The following is a 17,133-nucleotide window of genomic DNA, read 5'->3' as shown; positions in this document are numbered from 1 at the left end:
AATGCTGGCCCGCGCCTCTAGTGGGCTGAACCCGCGCCGACCTTCGCGTCCAGCGGCACCACGGAACCTGTCTCGTGACTCGTCTCGGGGTTCCCCTCCGACAGGTTGTCTCGTTCTTGGTACGCCGCCTCGAGCGCTGCCGGAACCGCTTCCAGGTCGCGGTACACGCCCATCAGGTGCTCGAGGATCTTGATCCGCTGCTGACTCGCCACGTCCACGGCCCGCCGAGCCTCGTCACGATCCCTGTCGGCTCGCTGCTTCGCCTCGGCGAGCAGCTGCTCACGCGCCCGCTCGGCGTCATCGCGCAGCGTGGCCAGTTCGGCCTCGAGCTTTTCCTTGGTTTCCTGGTACTCGGCTTCCAGGGCTTTTTGCTGCGCCGCCATGTCGGCCAGCATTTCTTCGCGCTGCCGCCGGGTGGCCTCGGCCTCGGCCTCCGCCGCCGCGATCAGCGCTTCCGCCTCGGTCTTCGCCTCGGCCTGCATCTCGGAAACCTCGTCGACCGCGCGCCGCAGCATCTTCGCCATCCGCTTTTGCATCGCGTGGGGCGAGGGCGAGGTGTCGGTGAGGACGGCGACCTCCTTGCGCAGCGCGGCCGTTTCATCGCCGGATTCCCGCAGCCGTGCCCGCAGGCTCTCGACGTCGTCGAGCAGCAGCTTCTGTTTGGTGGTCAACACCTCGATGTGGGCGTCGACCGCGGCCGGGTCATAGCCGCGGAACATGCGGGTGAACGTCTTTGCGGGTTCGGTTATCACTGCCAATTCCCCTCCTGAAAACTCCTGGAAACACCGGTCAGACCGACCCCCGGTCGAGTATGTCAGGTCAGCCCATGGGCGCGAACACGTGCACTCATTGCCGAGAGTAGCTGTGAAACCGGAAGCGCAGCCCGGTGCGGCTCAGCTTCCACTCGCCCGTGCGGGCGGCCCATTCGTCGTCGAGCACCGGGGCCAGCGCGTCCTCGTCGTCACGCGGCAGATCGATCTCGACCTCCGTCACCTCACACCGGGTGGCATACGGCAGCCCGAGTAGGTAGATCTGTGCGCCGCCTATCACCCACGTCTCGGGCTCGGTGTTTGCGAGGGCACACGCCTCGTCCAGCGAACCGACGACCTCGGCTCCGTCCAGTTTCAAGTCGCGCTGGCGGGACAGGACGATGTTTCGGCGGCCGGGCAACGGCCGAACCCTCGCCGGCAGGGAGTCCCAGGTGCGACGGCCCATGACCACCGCGTGGCCCATGGTGACCTGTTTGAAGCGAGCCAGGTCTTCGGGCACCCGCCACGGGATGTCGCCGCCGCGCCCGATCACACCGGACGTCGACTGGGCCCACACCAGGCCCAGGCCAGCGCGCGTCATACAGCGACGGGAGCTTTGATCGCCGGATGCGGATCGTAATTCTTCACGACGATGTCGTCGTAGGTGTAATCGAAGATCGAATCCCTTTTACCCAGAACGAGTTCCGGGTACGGCCGCGGCTCGCGAGCGAGCTGCAGGCGCACCTGTTCGACGTGGTTGTCATAGATGTGACAGTCGCCGCCCGTCCAGACGAACTCGCCGACCGCCAGCCCGGCCTGGGCGGCCATCATGTGGGTCAGCAGCGCGTAGCTGGCGATGTTGAACGGCACACCGAGAAACAGGTCCGCGCTGCGCTGATAGAGCTGGCAGCTAAGCCGCCCGTCGGCCACGTAGAACTGGAAGAATGCGTGACACGGCGGCAGCGCCATCTGCGAGATTTCGCCGACGTTCCAGGCCGACACGATGATGCGCCGCGAGTTCGGGTCGGTGCTCAGCAACTCCAGCGCGGCGCTGATCTGGTCGATGTGCTCACCGGTAGGGGTGGGCCACGATCGCCATTGCACACCGTAGATCGGGCCGAGATCGCCTGTGCTGTCGGCCCATTCGTCCCAGATGGTGACCCCGTGCTCGTGCAGCCAGCCGACGTTGGACTCGCCGCGCAAGAACCACAGCAACTCGTAGACCACCGATTTGAAATGCACCTTCTTGGTGGTCAGCAGCGGGAAGCCGGCCGACAGGTCGTAGCGCAACTGCTGGCCGAACAGGCTCCGGGTTCCGGTGCCGGTGCGATCCGATTTGGCCGCGCCCCGCTCGAGCACCACGCGCAGCAGGTCCTCGTAGGGAGTGGGAACGGGCACGCGGCCAGCTTAGCGGCGATCGCAAGCGCGGCGGAGGCGGGCGCGGCGGGTCGGCGCCCAAAAAATTACGTCGAGGAGCCAGGAGTAGAACGGAGGGCATGCCGAGCGTCGAAGACACCGTCACCACCGAAGACGGCACCTGCACCGTCCACCTGTTCACGCCCGACGGCCCGGGCCCCTGGCCCGGCGTGGTGATGTTCCCGGACGCCGGCGGCGTCCGCGACACCTTCCACCAAATGGCGGCGAAGCTTGCCGGATTCGGCTACGCGGTGCTGCTGCCGGATGTGTACTACCGCAACGGCGACTGGGCCCCGTTCGACATGGCCACGGTGTTCGCCGACGAGCAAGAACGCAGGCGCCTGTTCTCGATGATCGGCAGCATCACCCAGGACAAGATGGCCGCCGACGCCGGCGCCTTCTTCGACTACCTGGCCGCGCGCCCCGAGGTATCCGGACAGCGATTCGGAGTGTGCGGCTATTGCATGGGCGGGCGGACGTCGGTGGTGGTGGCAGGCCGCGTTCCGGACCGGGTCGCGGCCGCGGCGTCCTTCCACGGCGGCGGTTTGGTGAGCGACACGGCGGACAGCCCGCACCTGCTGGCCGACCGGATGAGCGCCACGGTGTACGTCGGTGGCGCCGAGAACGACGCGTCGTTCACGGCCGATCACGCCGAGCAACTCGACAAGGCGCTGACGGCGGCCGGGGTGGCCCACACCATCGAGTGGTACTCGGCCGCGCATGGCTTCGCCGTCCCGGACAACCCGCCCTACGACCCCGCGGCCGACGAGCGGCACTGGGCGGCGATGACGGACCTGTTCGCCTCGGCGCTACCGCGCTGACCCGCTTGCCCATGTTTGCTGTCGCACGGCGGCGACGGGTGGCGCCAGCAAACGAATTCGGTCCCAGCTAATAAACTGCTCTACGAAATTCGACTCGATACCCTGCGGCGCACCGCAATCAATTGTGCATGTGGCAAATAGCAAATTCGGCTTTCGAAATATGGACTTTCTTGCCCGGCGTCCCCTAACATTTGCTGGCAGCGATATGGGCTGGGAGGGAGCTCTACCCCGTCGGGGACAGGGCAGCGTATTGACGGAGTGAGCCGTGGCTACGGACGGTCCCACGACTGTGGGCGGTAAACGCATCGAGCGTCGACGCCCGAAGCGGCCCGGCCGGTTGCCGATCGAAACGCTGCAGGATATGCCCGCGCTGGTCGTCTTGCAGCGGCTGCCGGCGCCGGCCCTGGCGGTCGATCGGGACGGAACCATCCTCTTCGCCAACGCGGCGTTCTGCGACATGGTGGGCTATTCGTCCAACGACGACCTGCCAACGAATTTCGACGAAATCTTCCGCAGCCTGCCGGCGAACGATCGCTGGATCGCGCTCATCGGCACCGACGGGCCGCGGCTGGTCGAGCTGCGGCACCAGGAGGGCCACGCGGTGTGGGCCAGCATGAGCAAGTCGGCCATGCGGCGCCGTGACGACACGGTCGCGCTGGTCAGCTTCCATGACCTCACCGAAGAACTATGGTTGTGCCGCAAAGCCCTCGAACTACCGCATGAAGCATTGGCCCGAATGTCGCGGGGAGTCTTTCGAAGCGGGGCGAGCTAGCCCGGCGGCAGGTCCACCAGCTGCCCCAGTCGGGCCCGGTGACGATAGGCGGAGCCGAAGGCCAACTGGTCACTCTTGGCCCGCTTGAGGTACAGGTGAGCGGGATACTCCCACGTCATCCCGATACCGCCGTGCAGTTGCACGCACTCCTCGGCGGCGTGCACCGCGATTCCGCTGCAGTAGGCCTGCGCGAGGGCCGCGGCGATGCCCGCGTCTTCATCGCCGCGGGCATGGGTGTCCGCGGCGTAGCGGGCCACCGCCGTCGCCGAGCCGACCTCGAACCACAGATCGGCAAGCCGGTGCTTGATCGCCTGATAGGAGCCGATGGCACGGCCAAACTGCTTGCGCTGCTTGGTATAAGCCAGCGTGGTGTCGAAGCACCACTGCGCCAGCCCCAGTTGCTCCGACGCCAGCAGCGCCGCGCCGGTCTGCAGCGCCTCGGTCACGGCGCCGTGCACTGCCCCGTCCACTGCACCGTCAGCCGCCACGTCGGCGGGCCCGACCCGCGACGACGGCGCCGCCGAGAACCGCACATTCGCAAGGGGTCTCGTCATATCCAGGGCCAGCAGCGGCGACACCTCGACGCCGTCGGCGGCGGCGGAGACGGTGTGCAGTTCGGGCCCGTCGGGACCGGCCACCGGAACCACCAGCACGTCGGCTTCGGCGGCGCCCGCGACGCTGCTGACCGACCCGTGCAGCCCGTCGTCGCCGAGCTCGACCCCGGCGACGGGATCGCCCGGGGCGGTGGATAGCGGCACCGCCAGCGCCGCGGTGACGGAGCCCTGCGCGAGGTCGGGCAGGGTCGCGGTGTCGCCGGCCCGCAGCAGCGCGACCGTGGCCAGCACCGCGCTGGACAGGAATGGCACCGGCGCGACTGCCCGGCCGATCTCCTCCATGACGACGGCGGCCTCGCGGGCGCCCGCGCCGGCGCCACCGAGGGACTCGGGGACCAGCAACGCTGCCACCCCGAGGTCGGCGGCCAGCGCGCGCCACAGGGCCGAAAAATCTTGCGGCGCTTCATCGTATGCCCGGGCCACCGTCTCGGGCGGGCAGCGGTCGGCAAACAGGTGGCGCACGCTGTCGCGCAGCGCGTCCTCGGTGTCGGAGTACAGCAAGTCGCCGGTACTCATCGGTCCAGGTCCTTCCACGCGACGTCCTTGTCGACGCGGTGTTCGCCTGGCAGGCCGAGGATCCGCTCGGAGATGGTGTTGCGCAGGATCTCCGAGGTGCCGCCCTCGATCGAGTTGCCACGCGCGCGCAGGTAGCGATATCCGGGCTCGCGACCGATCAGGTCGACCGTTTCCGGTCGGCGCATGGTCCAGTCGTCGTAGCGCAATCCCGCTTCGCCGTGCAGTTCGATCTCGAAACCCGAAATGGCTTGCGCCAGCGTGGCAAAGGCCACTTTCATGCCGGCACCTTCCGGTCCGGGCTGACCCGCGACGGCCTGCTGCCGCAGCCGTTCACCGGCCAGGCGAAGGACTTCCGCGTCGACCCACAACCGCATCAGCTCGTCGTGCATCGAGGGGTTGCGCAGTTCGGGCTTTTGTCGCCATGCTTTGGTTACCTTGCCGATGTGGCCGCCTTCGCGCGGGACACCGGCGCGGGTCCCGATCGCGACCCGCTCGTTGTTGAGCGTGGTGGTCGCAACCCGCCAGCCGCCACCCTCCGGGCCTAGCCGATTCGCATCCGGCACCCGGACGTCGGTGAGGAACACCTCGTTGAACTCCGCCTCGCCGGTGATCTGGCGCAGCGGCCGGACCTCGACACCGGGTTGCGTCATGTCGCACAGGAAGTACGTCAGGCCAAAGTGTTTGGGTACGGTCGGGTCGGTGCGGGTGACCAGGATGGCCATGTTCGCGTGCTGCGCCTGCGAGGTCCACACCTTCTGCCCGTTGACAATCCAGTTGTCCCCGTCGCGCACCGCACGCGTGGCCACCCCGGCCAGATCCGACCCGGCACCCGGCTCGCTGAACAGCTGGCAATAGATCTGCTCGCCAGTGAACAACGGGCGCAGAAACTTTCGTTTCTGCTCGTCGGTGCCGAAGGCCGAGATCGTCGGTGCGGCCATGCCCATGCCGATGTAGTTCTTGACGGTGCCGCCGACCGGCGCGCCGGCGGCGGCCAGCTTGGCATCGACGAATTCCTGTGCTTTGCGCGGTAGATCCAGGCCGCCGAAACCCCGCGGCAGGTGCACCCAGGCCAGCCCCGCGTCGTACTGTGCGCCGAGGAATTCCCGCGGGTCGGTCGTCGCGGGATCGTGTTCGTCCAACAGCGCCTGCACCCGTGCGTCCAGGTCGGCGGTGACGTCATTGATGTCCTGAGTGACGTCCTGAGTGACGTCGTGGGAAGTCATTGCCGGAATCCGGACACCGGCCCGAGCAGCAGACCGCCGTCGATGACCATCGTCTCGCCGGTGATCCAGCTCGCCGCGTCGGACACCAGGAAGGCGACCGCCCCGGCCACATCGGTGGGCTCGCCGATGCGTCCGAGCGCGATCGACGAGGCCAGCGGATCCTCGTGGTCCTTCCACAGCGCCTCGGCAAGCCTGGTGCGCACCACCCCGGGCGCGACGGCGTTGACCCGGACGCGCGGTGACAACTCCAGCGCCAGCTGCTTGGTGACGTGGATCAGCGCGGCCTTGGTGGCGTTGTACATACCCATGGCCGGTGATTGATGCAGGCCGCCGATGGACGCGGTGTTGACGATCGCGCCGCCGTGCTCGCCCATCCAGGATTTGACGGCGAGCGACGTCCACAACAGCGGCGCCCACAGGTTGACGTCGAAGATCTTGGTGAAGCGGGCGTGGTCCTGGTCGATCAGCGGGCCAAACGCGGGATTGGTTCCCGCGTTGTTGATGAGGATGTCGACGCTGCCGAAGCGCTCCAGCGTGAGCTCCACGCAGCGCCGGGCCGCGTCCTCGTCGACGGCGTGGGCGCCGACGCCCAGCGCCTTCTCACCGACTTGCGCCGCGGCCGCCTCGGCGGCCTCCTGCTTTCGGGCCGTGAGCACCACATTGGCGCCGGCGGCTGCCAGCTGTTGGGAGATCGCAAGCCCGATGCCGCGGGAGGCGCCGGTGACTATCGCGGTGCGACCGGTCAAATCCAGTGAGGTCATGTGAAGTGCCTTCTGTCTAGTGCACTGTCTAGTGCACTAATTAATTTTCGTTCGCGATGTTTTGTACACGTGTCGACGTGGTATGCGAGACGCATGTTAGCGAAACTAACTCTCATGAAACCACTGGTGGTAGCCGGGGCAGTCGCCGCGGCGATCGCCGCGGCACCGACGGCAGCTGCTGACGTTTTTGCGGTGGGAGCAGCGACGACGGGGCCGGCGCCCACTCACGTCGTGTTCAAGGACGACCCGGGCGGCGGCGGCTGCGACGCCAACGGCAACTGTGGTTCCGGCGGCGTCACCCAGGGCCCCGGCGGCGGTCCGGGCGGACAGGGCTGCGTGCCGGGCGTCGGCTGCGGCTCCGGCGGCCAGTTCGCGGGACCCGGCGGCGTGCCGGGCGGGCAGGGATGCCTCCCGGGCGTCGGTTGCGGATCCGGTCACGGATAACGGTCATCGATAACGGTCACCGATAACCGCTTGGTTCGCGGGCTCCCGGGAGCCTGGTGATCCAGGCCCGGGAGTCCGCGGGATCGATCACGTCGTCGAGTTCGAAAGTGGTCGCCGACCGCAGCGCTTTGCCATGCTCATAGGCGGCCGCCACCAGCTTGTCGAATAATTGTTGGCGTTCGGCCGGATCGGCTAGGGCGGCGAGCTCCTTGCTGAAGCCGAGCCGCACGGCGCCCTCCAACCCCATGCCGCCGATCTCTCCGGTCGGCCACGCCACGGTGAATTGTGGCGCGCGGAAGGAGCCGCCGGCCATCGCCATCGCACCCAGTCCATAACCCTTGCGCAGGATGATCATTCCGAGCGGCACGGTCAGCCTGGCGCCGAGAACGAACATCCGGCCGAACCGCCGCACCGCGGCGTCCTTCTCCGCGTCCGGCCCGACCATGAATCCCGGCGTGTCGCAGAGCGAGATCACCGGCAGCCGGAACGACTCGCACAGCACCAGGAAGTCGCCGGCCTTGTCGGCCGCCTCGGCGTCGATCGCGCCGCCGAGGTGGTGGCTGCTGTTGGCCAGCAACCCGTATGCCACACCCTCGACACGAACCAGCGCGGTGACGATCCCGACACCGTAGTCGGGGCGCAGCTCCAGGACCGATCCCCTGTCGACGATCGACTCGATCGCCCGGTGCACGTCGTAAGCGCGTAACCGGTTCTGCGGCACCACATGTCGGGCCAGCCGCGGATCGGGCGCCTCCCACTCGACCCGCTTGTCGTGGGAGCTGCCCTGGAAGTACGACAGGTACTGCTTGGCCAGCGACACCGCGTGCGCCTCGTCCCGGGCAACCAGGCTCACCACACCGTTGTGCCGCTGGACGTCGATCGGCCCGATCGCCTCCGGCGGGTAGACCCCGAGGCCGCCCCCCTCGATCATCGCGGGACCGCCCATCCCGATGTTGGCGTCCGGGGTCGCGACGATCACGTCGCACACCCCCGCCAGCGCGGCGTTGCCGGCGAAGCACCGGCCGGAGACGATCGCCACCAGCGGCACCCGGCCGCTGAGGCCGGCCAGCATCCGGAAGGTCGGGACATCCAGCCCGGCGGCGCCGCCGACGTCCGTGTCACCGGGCCGCCCGCCGCCGCCCTCGGCGAAAAGCACCACCGGCAAACGCTTTCGGGCGGCCAGCTCGAAGACCCGGTCGGTCTTGGCGTGGTTGCGCATGCCCTGAGTGCCGGCCAGGACGGTGTAGTCATAGGACACGACGACGGCCTCGGCTCCCCCGATGGTCGCCACGCCGGCGACCAGGCCGTCGGCCGGGGTGTTGGCGATCAGATCCTCTTCCGAGCGCCGGCTGCGCTGCGCGGCGATGGCCAGGGCGCCGTACTCGACGAAGCTGCCGGCATCGACCAGGTCGGCGATGTTCTCCCGCGCGGTGCGCCGGCCTTGCTTGTGCCGCTTGGCAACCGCGGCCTCCCGGCCCTCGTCGAGGGTGAGCCGGTGGCGCTCGCGAACCTCGTCGAGGTCGGCGCGTGGGCGATCGAGATCCATTGCGGCCCCGGCGGACTCGCTCCCACTGGCGGCCCCGGTTCGGGTGAAGACCAGTAACGGGTCTCCCGTGCCGACGACCTGGCCGGGTGTCACCAAACGGCGCACGGTGAACAGCGCGTCCGGCGCGACGAGCGCGTGCTGCATCTTCATCGCCTCGAGGACGACGAGCTGGGCACCGGGGGCGAACTCCACGCCCTCGGGCGCGACCTCGACCACGGTGCCGGCCAGCTGCGCGCGCAGCGCTTCCTCACCCGGATGGAGCTCGACGGTGGCAACACTGGTGTCATGCCGGTGGGCGAGTGCCGCGGCCGCCAATTCGGGCAGCTTGTCGTCGAGGAAACCGGTCGTTACTATGCCCGACTGGATTTCGCTGTCGGACAACAGCTCTCGCAGAAACTCTATGTTGGTGCGAACGCCCTCGACGCCGAACTCGCCCAGGGCGGTGCGGGCCTTGCGCACCGCCGCGGCAAACGACGATCCCCGCACATGGGCGACGACCTTGGCCAGCAGCGAGTCGTATCGCGTACTGGTGGCCAGCCCTGGCCGGCCGTAGCTGTCGACGCGAACTCCCGGACCGGTGGGCGGCGAAAGCACCGTCAGGGTGCCGGCCGCGGGAACGACGGATCCGTCGGCGGCAAACGTCTCCATGTTGACCCGCGCCTGTATCGCGATGCCCCGCCGCGCGGCGGGCTCCCCGATGACTTCGGTACCGTCGGAAGCGATTCCGGCCGGCAGGCCTAGCTGGTAGTAGGACGCGCCACCGGCGATGGCCAACTGCACCTCGACCAGGTCGACCCCCGTGGTTTCCTCGGTGACCGTGTGCTCCACTTGAATACGGGGGTTGATCTCGAGGAAGACGTGCTGGTGGTCGGTGACGAGGAACTCGACCGTCGCCAGCCCGTGCAGGCCGACCCTGGCGCAGAGCCGGACGGCCTCCTGATGCAGTTCTCGGCGCAGACCATCCGAAAGCCCTTGCGCGGGCGCGATTTCCACGAGCTTTTGGTAGCGCCGCTGGATGCTGCAGTCGCGATCGCCGAGAGCCAGCGCGTGCGTCTGATACCCGGCCGGTGCGCCCACGACCTGGACCTCGATGTGCCGCGCGGCGTCGAGAAGCGCCTCGGCGAACAGCGCCGGATCGCCGAAGCCCAGTTGCGCCTCCGCGGCGCACTGGCGGTAGGCGTCGTCGATGTGGTCGGCGCTGCGCACCTGGCGCATGCCCCGCCCGCCGCCGCCGGCGAGCGCCTTGATCATGATCCCGCCCGGCTGGGCTGCGAAAAACGTCGCGACGTCCTCGACGGTGCTCGGGCCGTCGGTTGCGGGCAAAACCGGCAGCCCGGCGGCGATCGCGGCGGTACGGGCCGACGATTTGTTGCCGGCCAGCTCCAGCACGTCGGCGTCGGGCCCCACGAACGTGTATCCGTTCGCCCGGCACGCGCGGGCGAACGCAGCGTTCTCGCTGAGGAAGCCGTAGCCCGGATGAATCAGTGCGGCGCCGGACTTCTTTGCGGCCGACAGTATCTGGGCGTGATCCAGGTAGGCCGGCGGACCGGCGCCCGGCAGGCCGATCGCCTCGTCGGCCGCATGCACGTGGGGGCTGTCGGCGTCGTCCTCGGCATAGACCGCGACCGTTTGCAGGCCCAATTCCGTTGCGGTGCGGATGATTCGAAGCGCGATCTCGCCACGGTTGGCTATCAGTAGCGTCATCGCAGCGGGTCGCCCCACTGGACCTGCTCGCGGAGTTTGCCCTTGAGCAGTTTGCCGCCGGCGTTGCGGGGCAGCGCGCTATCCACCACCGTCACGTACTGGGGCACCTTGAAGTCGGACAGCTGGGCGCGGCAATGGTCGAGCACGGCCGTGACGTCGATCCGGTCTTGGTCGCCGAACAGCACCGCACCGACCTTCTCCCCCATGACCTCGTCGGGCACCGCCAGCACGCAGGCATCCGCGACATTGGGCGCCGACAGCAGCACGGCTTCCACCTCGACGCTGGATACGTTCTCGCCGCCGCGGTTGATGATGTCCTTGAGTCGGTCGACGATGTGCACCCGGCCCGCGTCGTCGACCCGTACCACGTCGCCGGTGTGCAACCAGCCGTCCACGATCGTGGCGGAGGTGGCCTCGGGCCGGTTCCAGTAACCGCTGCTCACATTGGCCCCGCGCACCACCAACTCGCCCACGCCGGGCTCGTCGCCGCCGAACGGGACCAGGCCAAGATCCACCGACGGCACCGCGTATCCGACCGAGTCGGCGTGCTCGACCGCGTCATCGTCGGGCAGGACGGTCATCAGCGAGGCGGTCTCGGTCATGCCGTACCCGTTGAACACCGTGGCCTGGCCGAACGCCTCCTTCACCGATCGCACCAACGACGGGGCGATCGGCGCGCCGCCATATCCCACCCAGCGGACCCCGGACACGTCGGCGCTTCCAAAGGCCTTGTGCCGCAACATTAAAGCGTAGATCGCCGGAACGGTCACCATGACCGAGATTCGCTCGGCACTCAGCGTGGCGATCAGTTCGTCGAGGTTGAGCGCGGGCATGATCACCGACGCTCCCCCGAGACGGGCCGCGGCCAAAAGCTGTGAGTTGCACCCGGTCACGTGGAACAGCGGCACCGAGATCAGCGTGCGCATGCCCTCGCCGAGATCCCTCGGCTGGTCGAGACACCGGATCGCGTTCTCGGTGTTGGTCACGAACGCCTCGTGAGTGGTCGGCACGCCCTTGGGGTGGCCGGTGGTTCCCGAGGTGTAGAACAGCGCTGCCGTGTCGGTATGGCTGAGGCCGTGGGTCACATGCGGCTCGCCGTCGGGCAGCGGGGCGTCGGGCGCGAGGTCCATACGCGCTCCCGAGTCGGACAGGACGAACTCGATCTCGGGCTGCGCCGATCGCGTATTGACCGGCACCGCAACGCCCCCGGCCATCACGATGCCCCAGAATGCGAGCACCCAGTCGATGCCGGCCGGGTAGCGCACGGCGACACGGTCACCCGGGCCGAGCCCCTCGGCCCGCAGGCCGCCGGCCACCCGCGCCGCGCGGTTCCACAGTTCCCGGTACGTCAGCCGGCCGGCCCCGAGCTCGACGACGGCCTCGCTGTTCGGGCGGTTGTCGACTTGCTCGGCGAGCATGTCCAGCAGCGTGGCGGGCAGCCGATCGTAGCGCGGGATGCCGTTGGGATCACGGGAGACGCCGGTGCTCGGGAACGGGTTGCGGTCACGGGGAATTTCGATCACTGCAGGCATGCCCTGTCCTTGTCCTAGCGTCCTAGCGTCCTTGCCCTAGCCCGGTATCCGGTGTCCTATCGTGATACTGGTGACGACCGAGGATTCCGCCATCATGCCCGAGGCTTTCTTCACTGTCGATGGCGAGTTCTATTTGCCGGGCGCGCTGACGCGGGGACCGTGGGGCGCGGCGATGGGCGGCCAGAACGTCGGCGGTTTGTTGGGTTGGGGGATAGAGCGATCCGGTATCGATCCCGAGTTCCAGCCCGCCCGCTTCACGGTTGATCTGTTGCGTCCGGCGCTGCCCGAACCGGTGCGGATTGAGACGTCGGTGCAGCGGGAAGGCCGGCGCATCAAACTGGTGGATGCGGCGCTGGTGCAGAACGGGACGACGGTCGCGCGGGCCAGCGCGCTGTTTCTGCGGCGGGGTGATCATCCCGACGGACGGGTCTGGTCCTCGCCGGTAGAGATGCCGCCGCTGCCGACGCACTCCGACGGCTTCCCGGCCGACATGCCGTTCCTCATCTGGGGATACGGCGCCACCCTGGAAGGCAGTCCCGGCATCGCCGCGGGCGAGTGGGAGCAGTCGCACTCGCAGAAGTTCGCCTGGGTGCGGTTGTTCCGTCCGATGGTGGACGGCTATCCCCTCACGCCGTTTACCCGCCTGGCATTCGTCGGCGACATCACCAGCTCGCTGACCCATTGGGGCACAGGCGGATTGCGCTATATCAACGCCGACTACACGGTCACCGCGAGCCGATTGCCCGACGGTGAATTCCTTGGCCTCGCGGCCCAAAGCCACTACGGCACAGCCGGTGTGGCCACCGGCGCCGCGACCCTGTTCGACCGGCACGGGCCCATCGGCACCAGCTCGGCGCTGGCTTTGGCTCAGCCGGCCGACGCGTTCCAGCCGGCTTAGGAGGTCAGCACGGTGATCCAGCGCATACGGGACAATCGGCTGGCGACGGCCGCCGCTTGCTTCGTGGGATACACGGCGGGAATGCTCGTGCTGGAGCGTCGAATGCGGCGCAGCGGCGGGCCCGGGATCATCCCATTTGAGCTGGCCGGCAGCGCATCTCGAGCCGAGGAGATCATGACCCGGTGGGGCTCCGACGGTCAGCGTGCCGCGCGATTGTCGCTGTGGCTGGACTTCGGCTACATGACGACCTATGGCATCCTCACGGCGCTCCTCCTCGATCGCACGCGGCGGCGGCGCGGCCATCCGGCCTTCTTGCCCGCCGTTGTGCTCGTCGCCGTCGCCGGCGACGCGGTGGAGGGGGCGTCGCTGCTGAAGGTGCTCGAGCGCAGGCGGATTGCCGTTCACGCGCGGCGCGCGCGGATCGCGGCCCTCATCAAGTTCGCCGTTCTCGCGGGCGCCCTCGGCTACGTTGCCTACCCCATGAGCTGAGCCGCAACCGTCGCGCCGAGATTCCAGCACGCCTCCAAGTCATCCTTGCTCGGCTTGCTCGACACCACCACGTGCTCAGCGGCTTTCACCCAGCCGAGCCCGGTGGTGATCGCCTCCACGGCGCGTTCGGCTCCCTCGGTGCCCTCGTTGCCGTGCAGGTACAGCCCGAACGGGCGCCCGCGCGTCGCGTCGAGGCACGGGTAGTAGCAGACGTCGAACGCGTGCTTGAGGGCGCCGCTCATGTAGCCGAGATTGGCGGGGGTTCCCAGGAGATAGCCGTCCGCCTCGAGCATGTCGGCCGGGGCGACGGTAAGTGCCGGCCGCCGCACCACCTCAACACCCTCGATCTCGGGGTCGGTCGCTCCGGACAGGACCGCTTCGAACATCGCCTGCGTGAACGGCGACGGCGTGTGATGGACGATCAGCAGTCGCGGCATCCGCTGGCTCCCATCTGATGGCCGCGCCGGAGCGGCAGTCCGGCTGGAGAGCAATAGAGTATCCCTCCACATAGGAAACCAGATGTCACCGCGCCCCTTCTTGCCCCGGTGAGAACAGCGGGCGAAGTTGCGGAACTCTTGACCCTATATACCCTACCGGGGTACCCTTCACGAAGGGCGGCGACCTTGGAGGAAATGTTATGACGATGTGGTATGGCGGGAATGGCTGGGGCTGGTGCAGCGCGATCGCCCACATTCCGTCGATGGTGATTTTGTGGGCGTTGGTCTTCGCCGTCACGAGCATCGCGGTTGGTTTTGCTATCAGACCGCGACACGATGCCCCGGCCCGGATTGGGCGAAGCGAAACGGACGATGACGACTTCTACCGTCGATTGATGTAGCCACACGGGAAGCGTTGAGCTCCAAGTCTATTCGTTGAAGACATACCACCGAGGCGCTTAGGAGGCCACCCGATGGCTACATTCACGCGGCGGGCAGCACTTGCCGCGCTTGGTGCTGGCGCGGTGCTGGGTATCGGATATGCCCTTCGCGGGGTCTTTGGTTCACCCGTCCCGCGAGTCCGCTTGACCGACGGCGGCATGATGGGTGCAAGTCCGGCGGACATGAGCCTCTACATGGACATGTTCAACCGACACACCGAGATCACCCGCACCGTCGAGGAGATCCCCGGAGGGGTGCGCACCACCACCGAATCAAATGCCCCCGACCTGGCTGCGAAACTGCACGCACACGTGTCCAGCATGTACTCCCACCTCGGCCAGGGTTCCGAGGTCATGTGTATGAGCCAGAGCCTGCCAACGCTGTTCCGCAACGCCGGCGGTTACCGTCGCCAACTGACGCTCACGCCCACAGGCGTCGTCGCCGAAGAAATCTCCGACAATCCCGTCCTCACCGAGACGATTCGCGCCCACGCCCGCGAAGTCAGCGGGTTCGTACGCGACGGAATGCCCGCCATGATGCAAGGCATGATGGGCGGTTCCGGCGGAATGATGGGACCCGGCGGAATGATGGGACCCGGCGGAATGATGGGACCCGGCGGACGGCCATAACCCCTCCCGTCTTGCTCATCGGCTCGCCTGCATTTGGACAGCTGTCTTCATGGCCTCGCGGGCCCGGCGGCGATCCCCCGCGTAGTCGTAGGCCCGGGCCAGCCGGTACCAGCGGCGCCAATCGTCGGGATCGTCTTCAACCTCGGCCCGCACGGTAGCGAACAGCTCATCGGCCGCGTCCCGCTCGATGCGTCCCGACGGCCGTCGCGGAAGCGCACTCGTGTCGAGTTCCATTCCGTCCTCCGCGATCAGGCGGGCCAGCCTCTGGTGGGCGAATCCTGCCCGCAGGGTGGCGATCATCGCCCACAGCCCGACGATCGGCATGACCAGCAGCGCCAGCCCCAGGCCCACGGCGGCGGACCGCCCCGAGCCGATCATCGCGACGGCCATGCGGCCCAGCAGCACGAAGTACACCAGTAGCGCGACGCACAAGAACGCGATGAGCAGCTGGATGCGCAGCGTCTTGGTCATCGCGGGTTCTTATTGCAGGTTGAGCAGGGGCTCGATGCCAACCGTGAGGCCGCGGCGTTCCCGGATGCGGCGCACCGCCATCAGCACGCCCGGCACGAACGACGTGCGGTCCAGGCTGTCGTGACGGATGATCAGCGTCTCCCCCTCGGTCCCGAACAGCACCTCCTGATGGGCGACCAGTCCGGCCAGCCGCACCGAGTGCACCGGAATTCCGTCGATGTCGGCGCCCCGGGCGCCAGGCAGGCTGGTGCTGGTGGCATCGGGGTTGGGCGGCAAGCCTTTTCGTGCCTCGGCGATCAGCTTGGCGGTTCGGGCCGCGGTGCCCGACGGGGCATCGGCCTTGTGCGGATGATGCAGCTCGATGACCTCTGCCGAGTCGAAGAACGGCGCGGCCTGCTTGGCGAAGTGCATCGACAGCACCGCCCCGATCGCGAAGTTGGGCGCGATCAGCACGGCCGTGTCGGGGCTATCGGCCAGCCACGCCTCCACCCGCTCGAGGCGCTCCGCGGTGAAACCGGTCGTGCCAACGACGGCGTGAATTCCGTTGTCGATCACGAACTTCAGATTGTCCATCACGACGTCCGGGTGGGTGAAGTCGATGACAACCTCGGTGTCGCCGTCGGTCAGCAGGCTCAGCGGATCACCGGCATCCACCTCGGCGGACAGCGCAAGGTCGTCGGCTGCCTGCACGGCGCCCACCATCGTCGCCCCGACCTTGCCCTTGGCTCCCAGCACGCCTACCCGCATGGCCTTCACCCTAGACCGGGGCGGTTCCGCGCCACGGCGTGCGTCTCTCGCGCAGATCAGGTGTGGACGATCCAGCCCGCTTCGGTGTAGGGCGCGCGTTGCGCGGGGTCGTTGATCGTGATGTATAGGTCGCCCGCCGTTGGCATACCAAAGCCGACGAATCCATGCGCGGTCTGCCCGTCGTGAAGGCCACCCGATTGCAGCGGGGGCATCTTGTCGAGCCTCCGGTAGTCGACCGCAAGCGTTGCCGGCTGCGGCGCGTCGTCGGGATGGGTCCACGGCTGATTGCCGCCGCCGTAGCTGGCAAACATGTAGCGCTGGTCGAACTGGAAGAACCGGTGCGATGTCGCGGTGATAGTCAGTTCCACCACGTTGCACGCGGAGCCAGGCGTCGGAGCCGCAAAATGAGTGGTGCACCCCGGCGGTAACCACGTTGCGCTGTTGACGGTGATGTCGGCGGTCGCGCCGTTGGCCGCCTGCGCATGCAGGGGTACGCCCATCTGACCGATCGGGAACGGTGGACCGTCGGACGGGGTGTCGGCCGAACCAGTGGCGCACACGGATGCGGCGGTGACCATGGCGACCGCGGCTGCCGCAAATACAAATCCCGCGTGCATCACTGGATATTACCCGCGCCGCTGCCGCGAAAAACGCGGAACTGTCCTTGGCCGCGAGCCTTATCCACAGTTGGGCGTTCATCCACAACGTACGCGTTCTCGGTGGCCTCGGGTGGGGCGCAGGACCTAGAATTCGAACATGCGTTCGATCGAGGTTCCGGCCGAAGTGGCTGCCGCTTTGGAAGCGCAGGACGCCGCCGACGCGGCGATCCGGCGCCTGAACTTCGACGTCCTGAGCCCCGCGGTCAGGCTGCGCCTGCTGGAGCGAATGGAGACGGCCCGACGACGACAGATGGCCGTAAGCAA

General features: G+C 67.9%; 18 protein-coding genes. 6 read left to right on the top strand and 12 right to left on the bottom strand.

What is annotated here, in order from left to right; all coding sequences use genetic code 11:
• Positions 1-17: 17 nt before the first annotated feature.
• From A5745_RS08920 to A5745_RS08910, 3 genes are all read right to left on the bottom strand, one after another.
• Entirely contained in the window at positions 18-752 is a 735-nt protein-coding gene (locus A5745_RS08920; RefSeq protein WP_076115786.1) for a cell division protein DivIVA, read from the bottom strand.
• 94 nt (positions 753-846) lie between these two features.
• On the bottom strand, positions 847-1,350 hold the full coding sequence (locus tag A5745_RS08915; RefSeq protein ID WP_076115785.1) for a dihydrofolate reductase: 504 nt from the start codon (positions 1,348-1,350) through the stop codon (positions 847-849).
• A complete protein-coding gene (locus A5745_RS08910) occupies positions 1,347-2,147 on the bottom strand; it encodes a thymidylate synthase (RefSeq protein WP_076115784.1) in 801 nt (266 codons plus the stop codon). Before A5745_RS08910 ends, A5745_RS08915 begins: the two co-directional genes overlap by 4 nt.
• Before the next feature lie 98 nt (positions 2,148-2,245).
• On the opposite strand from A5745_RS08910, the gene A5745_RS08905 reads away from it, so the two are divergent.
• Positions 2,246-2,986 carry a dienelactone hydrolase family protein gene (locus A5745_RS08905; protein WP_076115783.1) on the top strand — a complete coding sequence of 247 codons (741 nt, stop codon included), beginning with the start codon at positions 2,246-2,248 and terminating at the stop codon, positions 2,984-2,986.
• A 265-nt stretch (positions 2,987-3,251) separates the two neighbouring features.
• The gene (locus A5745_RS08900) at positions 3,252-3,758 is read left to right on the top strand and encodes a PAS domain S-box protein (RefSeq protein WP_254848529.1); all 507 of its coding nucleotides are present in this window, start codon (positions 3,252-3,254) and stop codon (positions 3,756-3,758) included.
• Here A5745_RS08900 and A5745_RS08895 read toward each other — a convergent pair.
• Genes A5745_RS08895 through A5745_RS08885 form a run of 3 tightly spaced genes read right to left on the bottom strand, consistent with a single transcriptional unit; the run spans position 3,755 to position 6,872 of the window.
• Positions 3,755-4,888: an acyl-CoA dehydrogenase family protein gene (locus A5745_RS08895; RefSeq protein ID WP_076115781.1), complete on the bottom strand. Its 1,134-nt coding sequence runs from the start codon at positions 4,886-4,888 to the stop codon at positions 3,755-3,757. The genes A5745_RS08900 and A5745_RS08895 overlap by 4 nt on opposite strands.
• The gene (locus A5745_RS08890) at positions 4,885-6,111 is read right to left on the bottom strand and encodes an acyl-CoA dehydrogenase family protein (RefSeq protein WP_076115780.1); all 1,227 of its coding nucleotides are present in this window, start codon (positions 6,109-6,111) and stop codon (positions 4,885-4,887) included. Before A5745_RS08890 ends, A5745_RS08895 begins: the two co-directional genes overlap by 4 nt.
• Positions 6,108-6,872 carry an SDR family oxidoreductase gene (locus A5745_RS08885; RefSeq protein WP_076115779.1) on the bottom strand — a complete coding sequence of 255 codons (765 nt, stop codon included), beginning with the start codon at positions 6,870-6,872 and terminating at the stop codon, positions 6,108-6,110. Before A5745_RS08885 ends, A5745_RS08890 begins: the two co-directional genes overlap by 4 nt.
• Before the next feature lie 114 nt (positions 6,873-6,986).
• Between A5745_RS08885 and A5745_RS08880 the strand changes: the two genes are divergently transcribed.
• Positions 6,987-7,316: a PE-PGRS family protein gene (locus A5745_RS08880; RefSeq protein ID WP_076063647.1), complete on the top strand. Its 330-nt coding sequence runs from the start codon at positions 6,987-6,989 to the stop codon at positions 7,314-7,316.
• Positions 7,317-7,332: 16 nt separating this feature from the next.
• Here A5745_RS08880 and A5745_RS08875 read toward each other — a convergent pair whose 3' ends face one another.
• Positions 7,333-10,566, bottom strand: coding sequence for a carboxyl transferase domain-containing protein (locus tag A5745_RS08875; protein ID WP_076115778.1), 3,234 nt, complete (start codon positions 10,564-10,566; stop codon positions 7,333-7,335).
• Positions 10,563-12,098 (bottom strand): class I adenylate-forming enzyme family protein, encoded by a 1,536-nt coding sequence (locus A5745_RS08870; RefSeq protein WP_170874537.1) that lies wholly within the window; start codon positions 12,096-12,098, stop codon positions 10,563-10,565. The genes A5745_RS08875 and A5745_RS08870 overlap by 4 nt, the downstream gene beginning before the upstream one ends.
• Positions 12,099-12,168: 70 nt before the next feature.
• On the opposite strand from A5745_RS08870, the gene A5745_RS08865 reads away from it, so the two are divergent.
• Both A5745_RS08865 and A5745_RS08860 read left to right on the top strand, forming a co-directional pair.
• Positions 12,169-12,996, top strand: a complete 828-nt coding sequence (locus A5745_RS08865) for a thioesterase family protein (protein ID WP_076063927.1) — start codon at positions 12,169-12,171, stop codon at positions 12,994-12,996.
• Between the two features lie 81 nt (positions 12,997-13,077).
• Positions 13,078-13,485 carry a hypothetical protein gene (locus A5745_RS08860; RefSeq protein WP_139329512.1) on the top strand — a complete coding sequence of 136 codons (408 nt, stop codon included), beginning with the start codon at positions 13,078-13,080 and terminating at the stop codon, positions 13,483-13,485.
• Here A5745_RS08860 and A5745_RS08855 read toward each other — a convergent pair.
• Positions 13,470-13,922: a flavodoxin family protein gene (locus A5745_RS08855; RefSeq protein ID WP_076063640.1), complete on the bottom strand. Its 453-nt coding sequence runs from the start codon at positions 13,920-13,922 to the stop codon at positions 13,470-13,472. The genes A5745_RS08860 and A5745_RS08855 overlap by 16 nt on opposite strands.
• A gap of 473 nt (positions 13,923-14,395) precedes the next feature.
• Between A5745_RS08855 and A5745_RS08845 the strand changes: the two genes are divergently transcribed.
• Positions 14,396-14,992: a hypothetical protein gene (locus A5745_RS08845; RefSeq protein ID WP_076115775.1), complete on the top strand. Its 597-nt coding sequence runs from the start codon at positions 14,396-14,398 to the stop codon at positions 14,990-14,992.
• A gap of 15 nt (positions 14,993-15,007) precedes the next feature.
• Here the strand turns inward: A5745_RS08845 and A5745_RS08840 are convergent, their stop codons facing one another.
• The 3 genes from A5745_RS08840 to A5745_RS24615 are packed head-to-tail and all read right to left on the bottom strand — an operon-like array spanning position 15,008 to position 16,827.
• The gene (locus A5745_RS08840) at positions 15,008-15,463 is read right to left on the bottom strand and encodes a hypothetical protein (RefSeq protein WP_076115774.1); all 456 of its coding nucleotides are present in this window, start codon (positions 15,461-15,463) and stop codon (positions 15,008-15,010) included.
• A 9-nt stretch (positions 15,464-15,472) separates the two neighbouring features.
• Positions 15,473-16,210, bottom strand: coding sequence for a 4-hydroxy-tetrahydrodipicolinate reductase (gene dapB, locus A5745_RS08835; protein ID WP_076115773.1), 738 nt, complete (start codon positions 16,208-16,210; stop codon positions 15,473-15,475).
• A 56-nt stretch (positions 16,211-16,266) separates the two neighbouring features.
• Positions 16,267-16,827, bottom strand: coding sequence for a hypothetical protein (locus A5745_RS24615; protein ID WP_076115772.1), 561 nt, complete (start codon positions 16,825-16,827; stop codon positions 16,267-16,269).
• Between the last annotated feature and the right edge of the window lie 306 nt (positions 16,828-17,133).

Origin of the sequence: Mycobacterium sp. IS-2888, from assembly GCF_001954215.1 — a bacterium.
Classification (GTDB): domain Bacteria; phylum Actinomycetota; class Actinomycetes; order Mycobacteriales; family Mycobacteriaceae; genus Mycobacterium.
The sequence above is the reverse complement of the archived record's forward strand: the minus strand, read 5'-3'. Positions and strand labels throughout refer to the sequence as shown.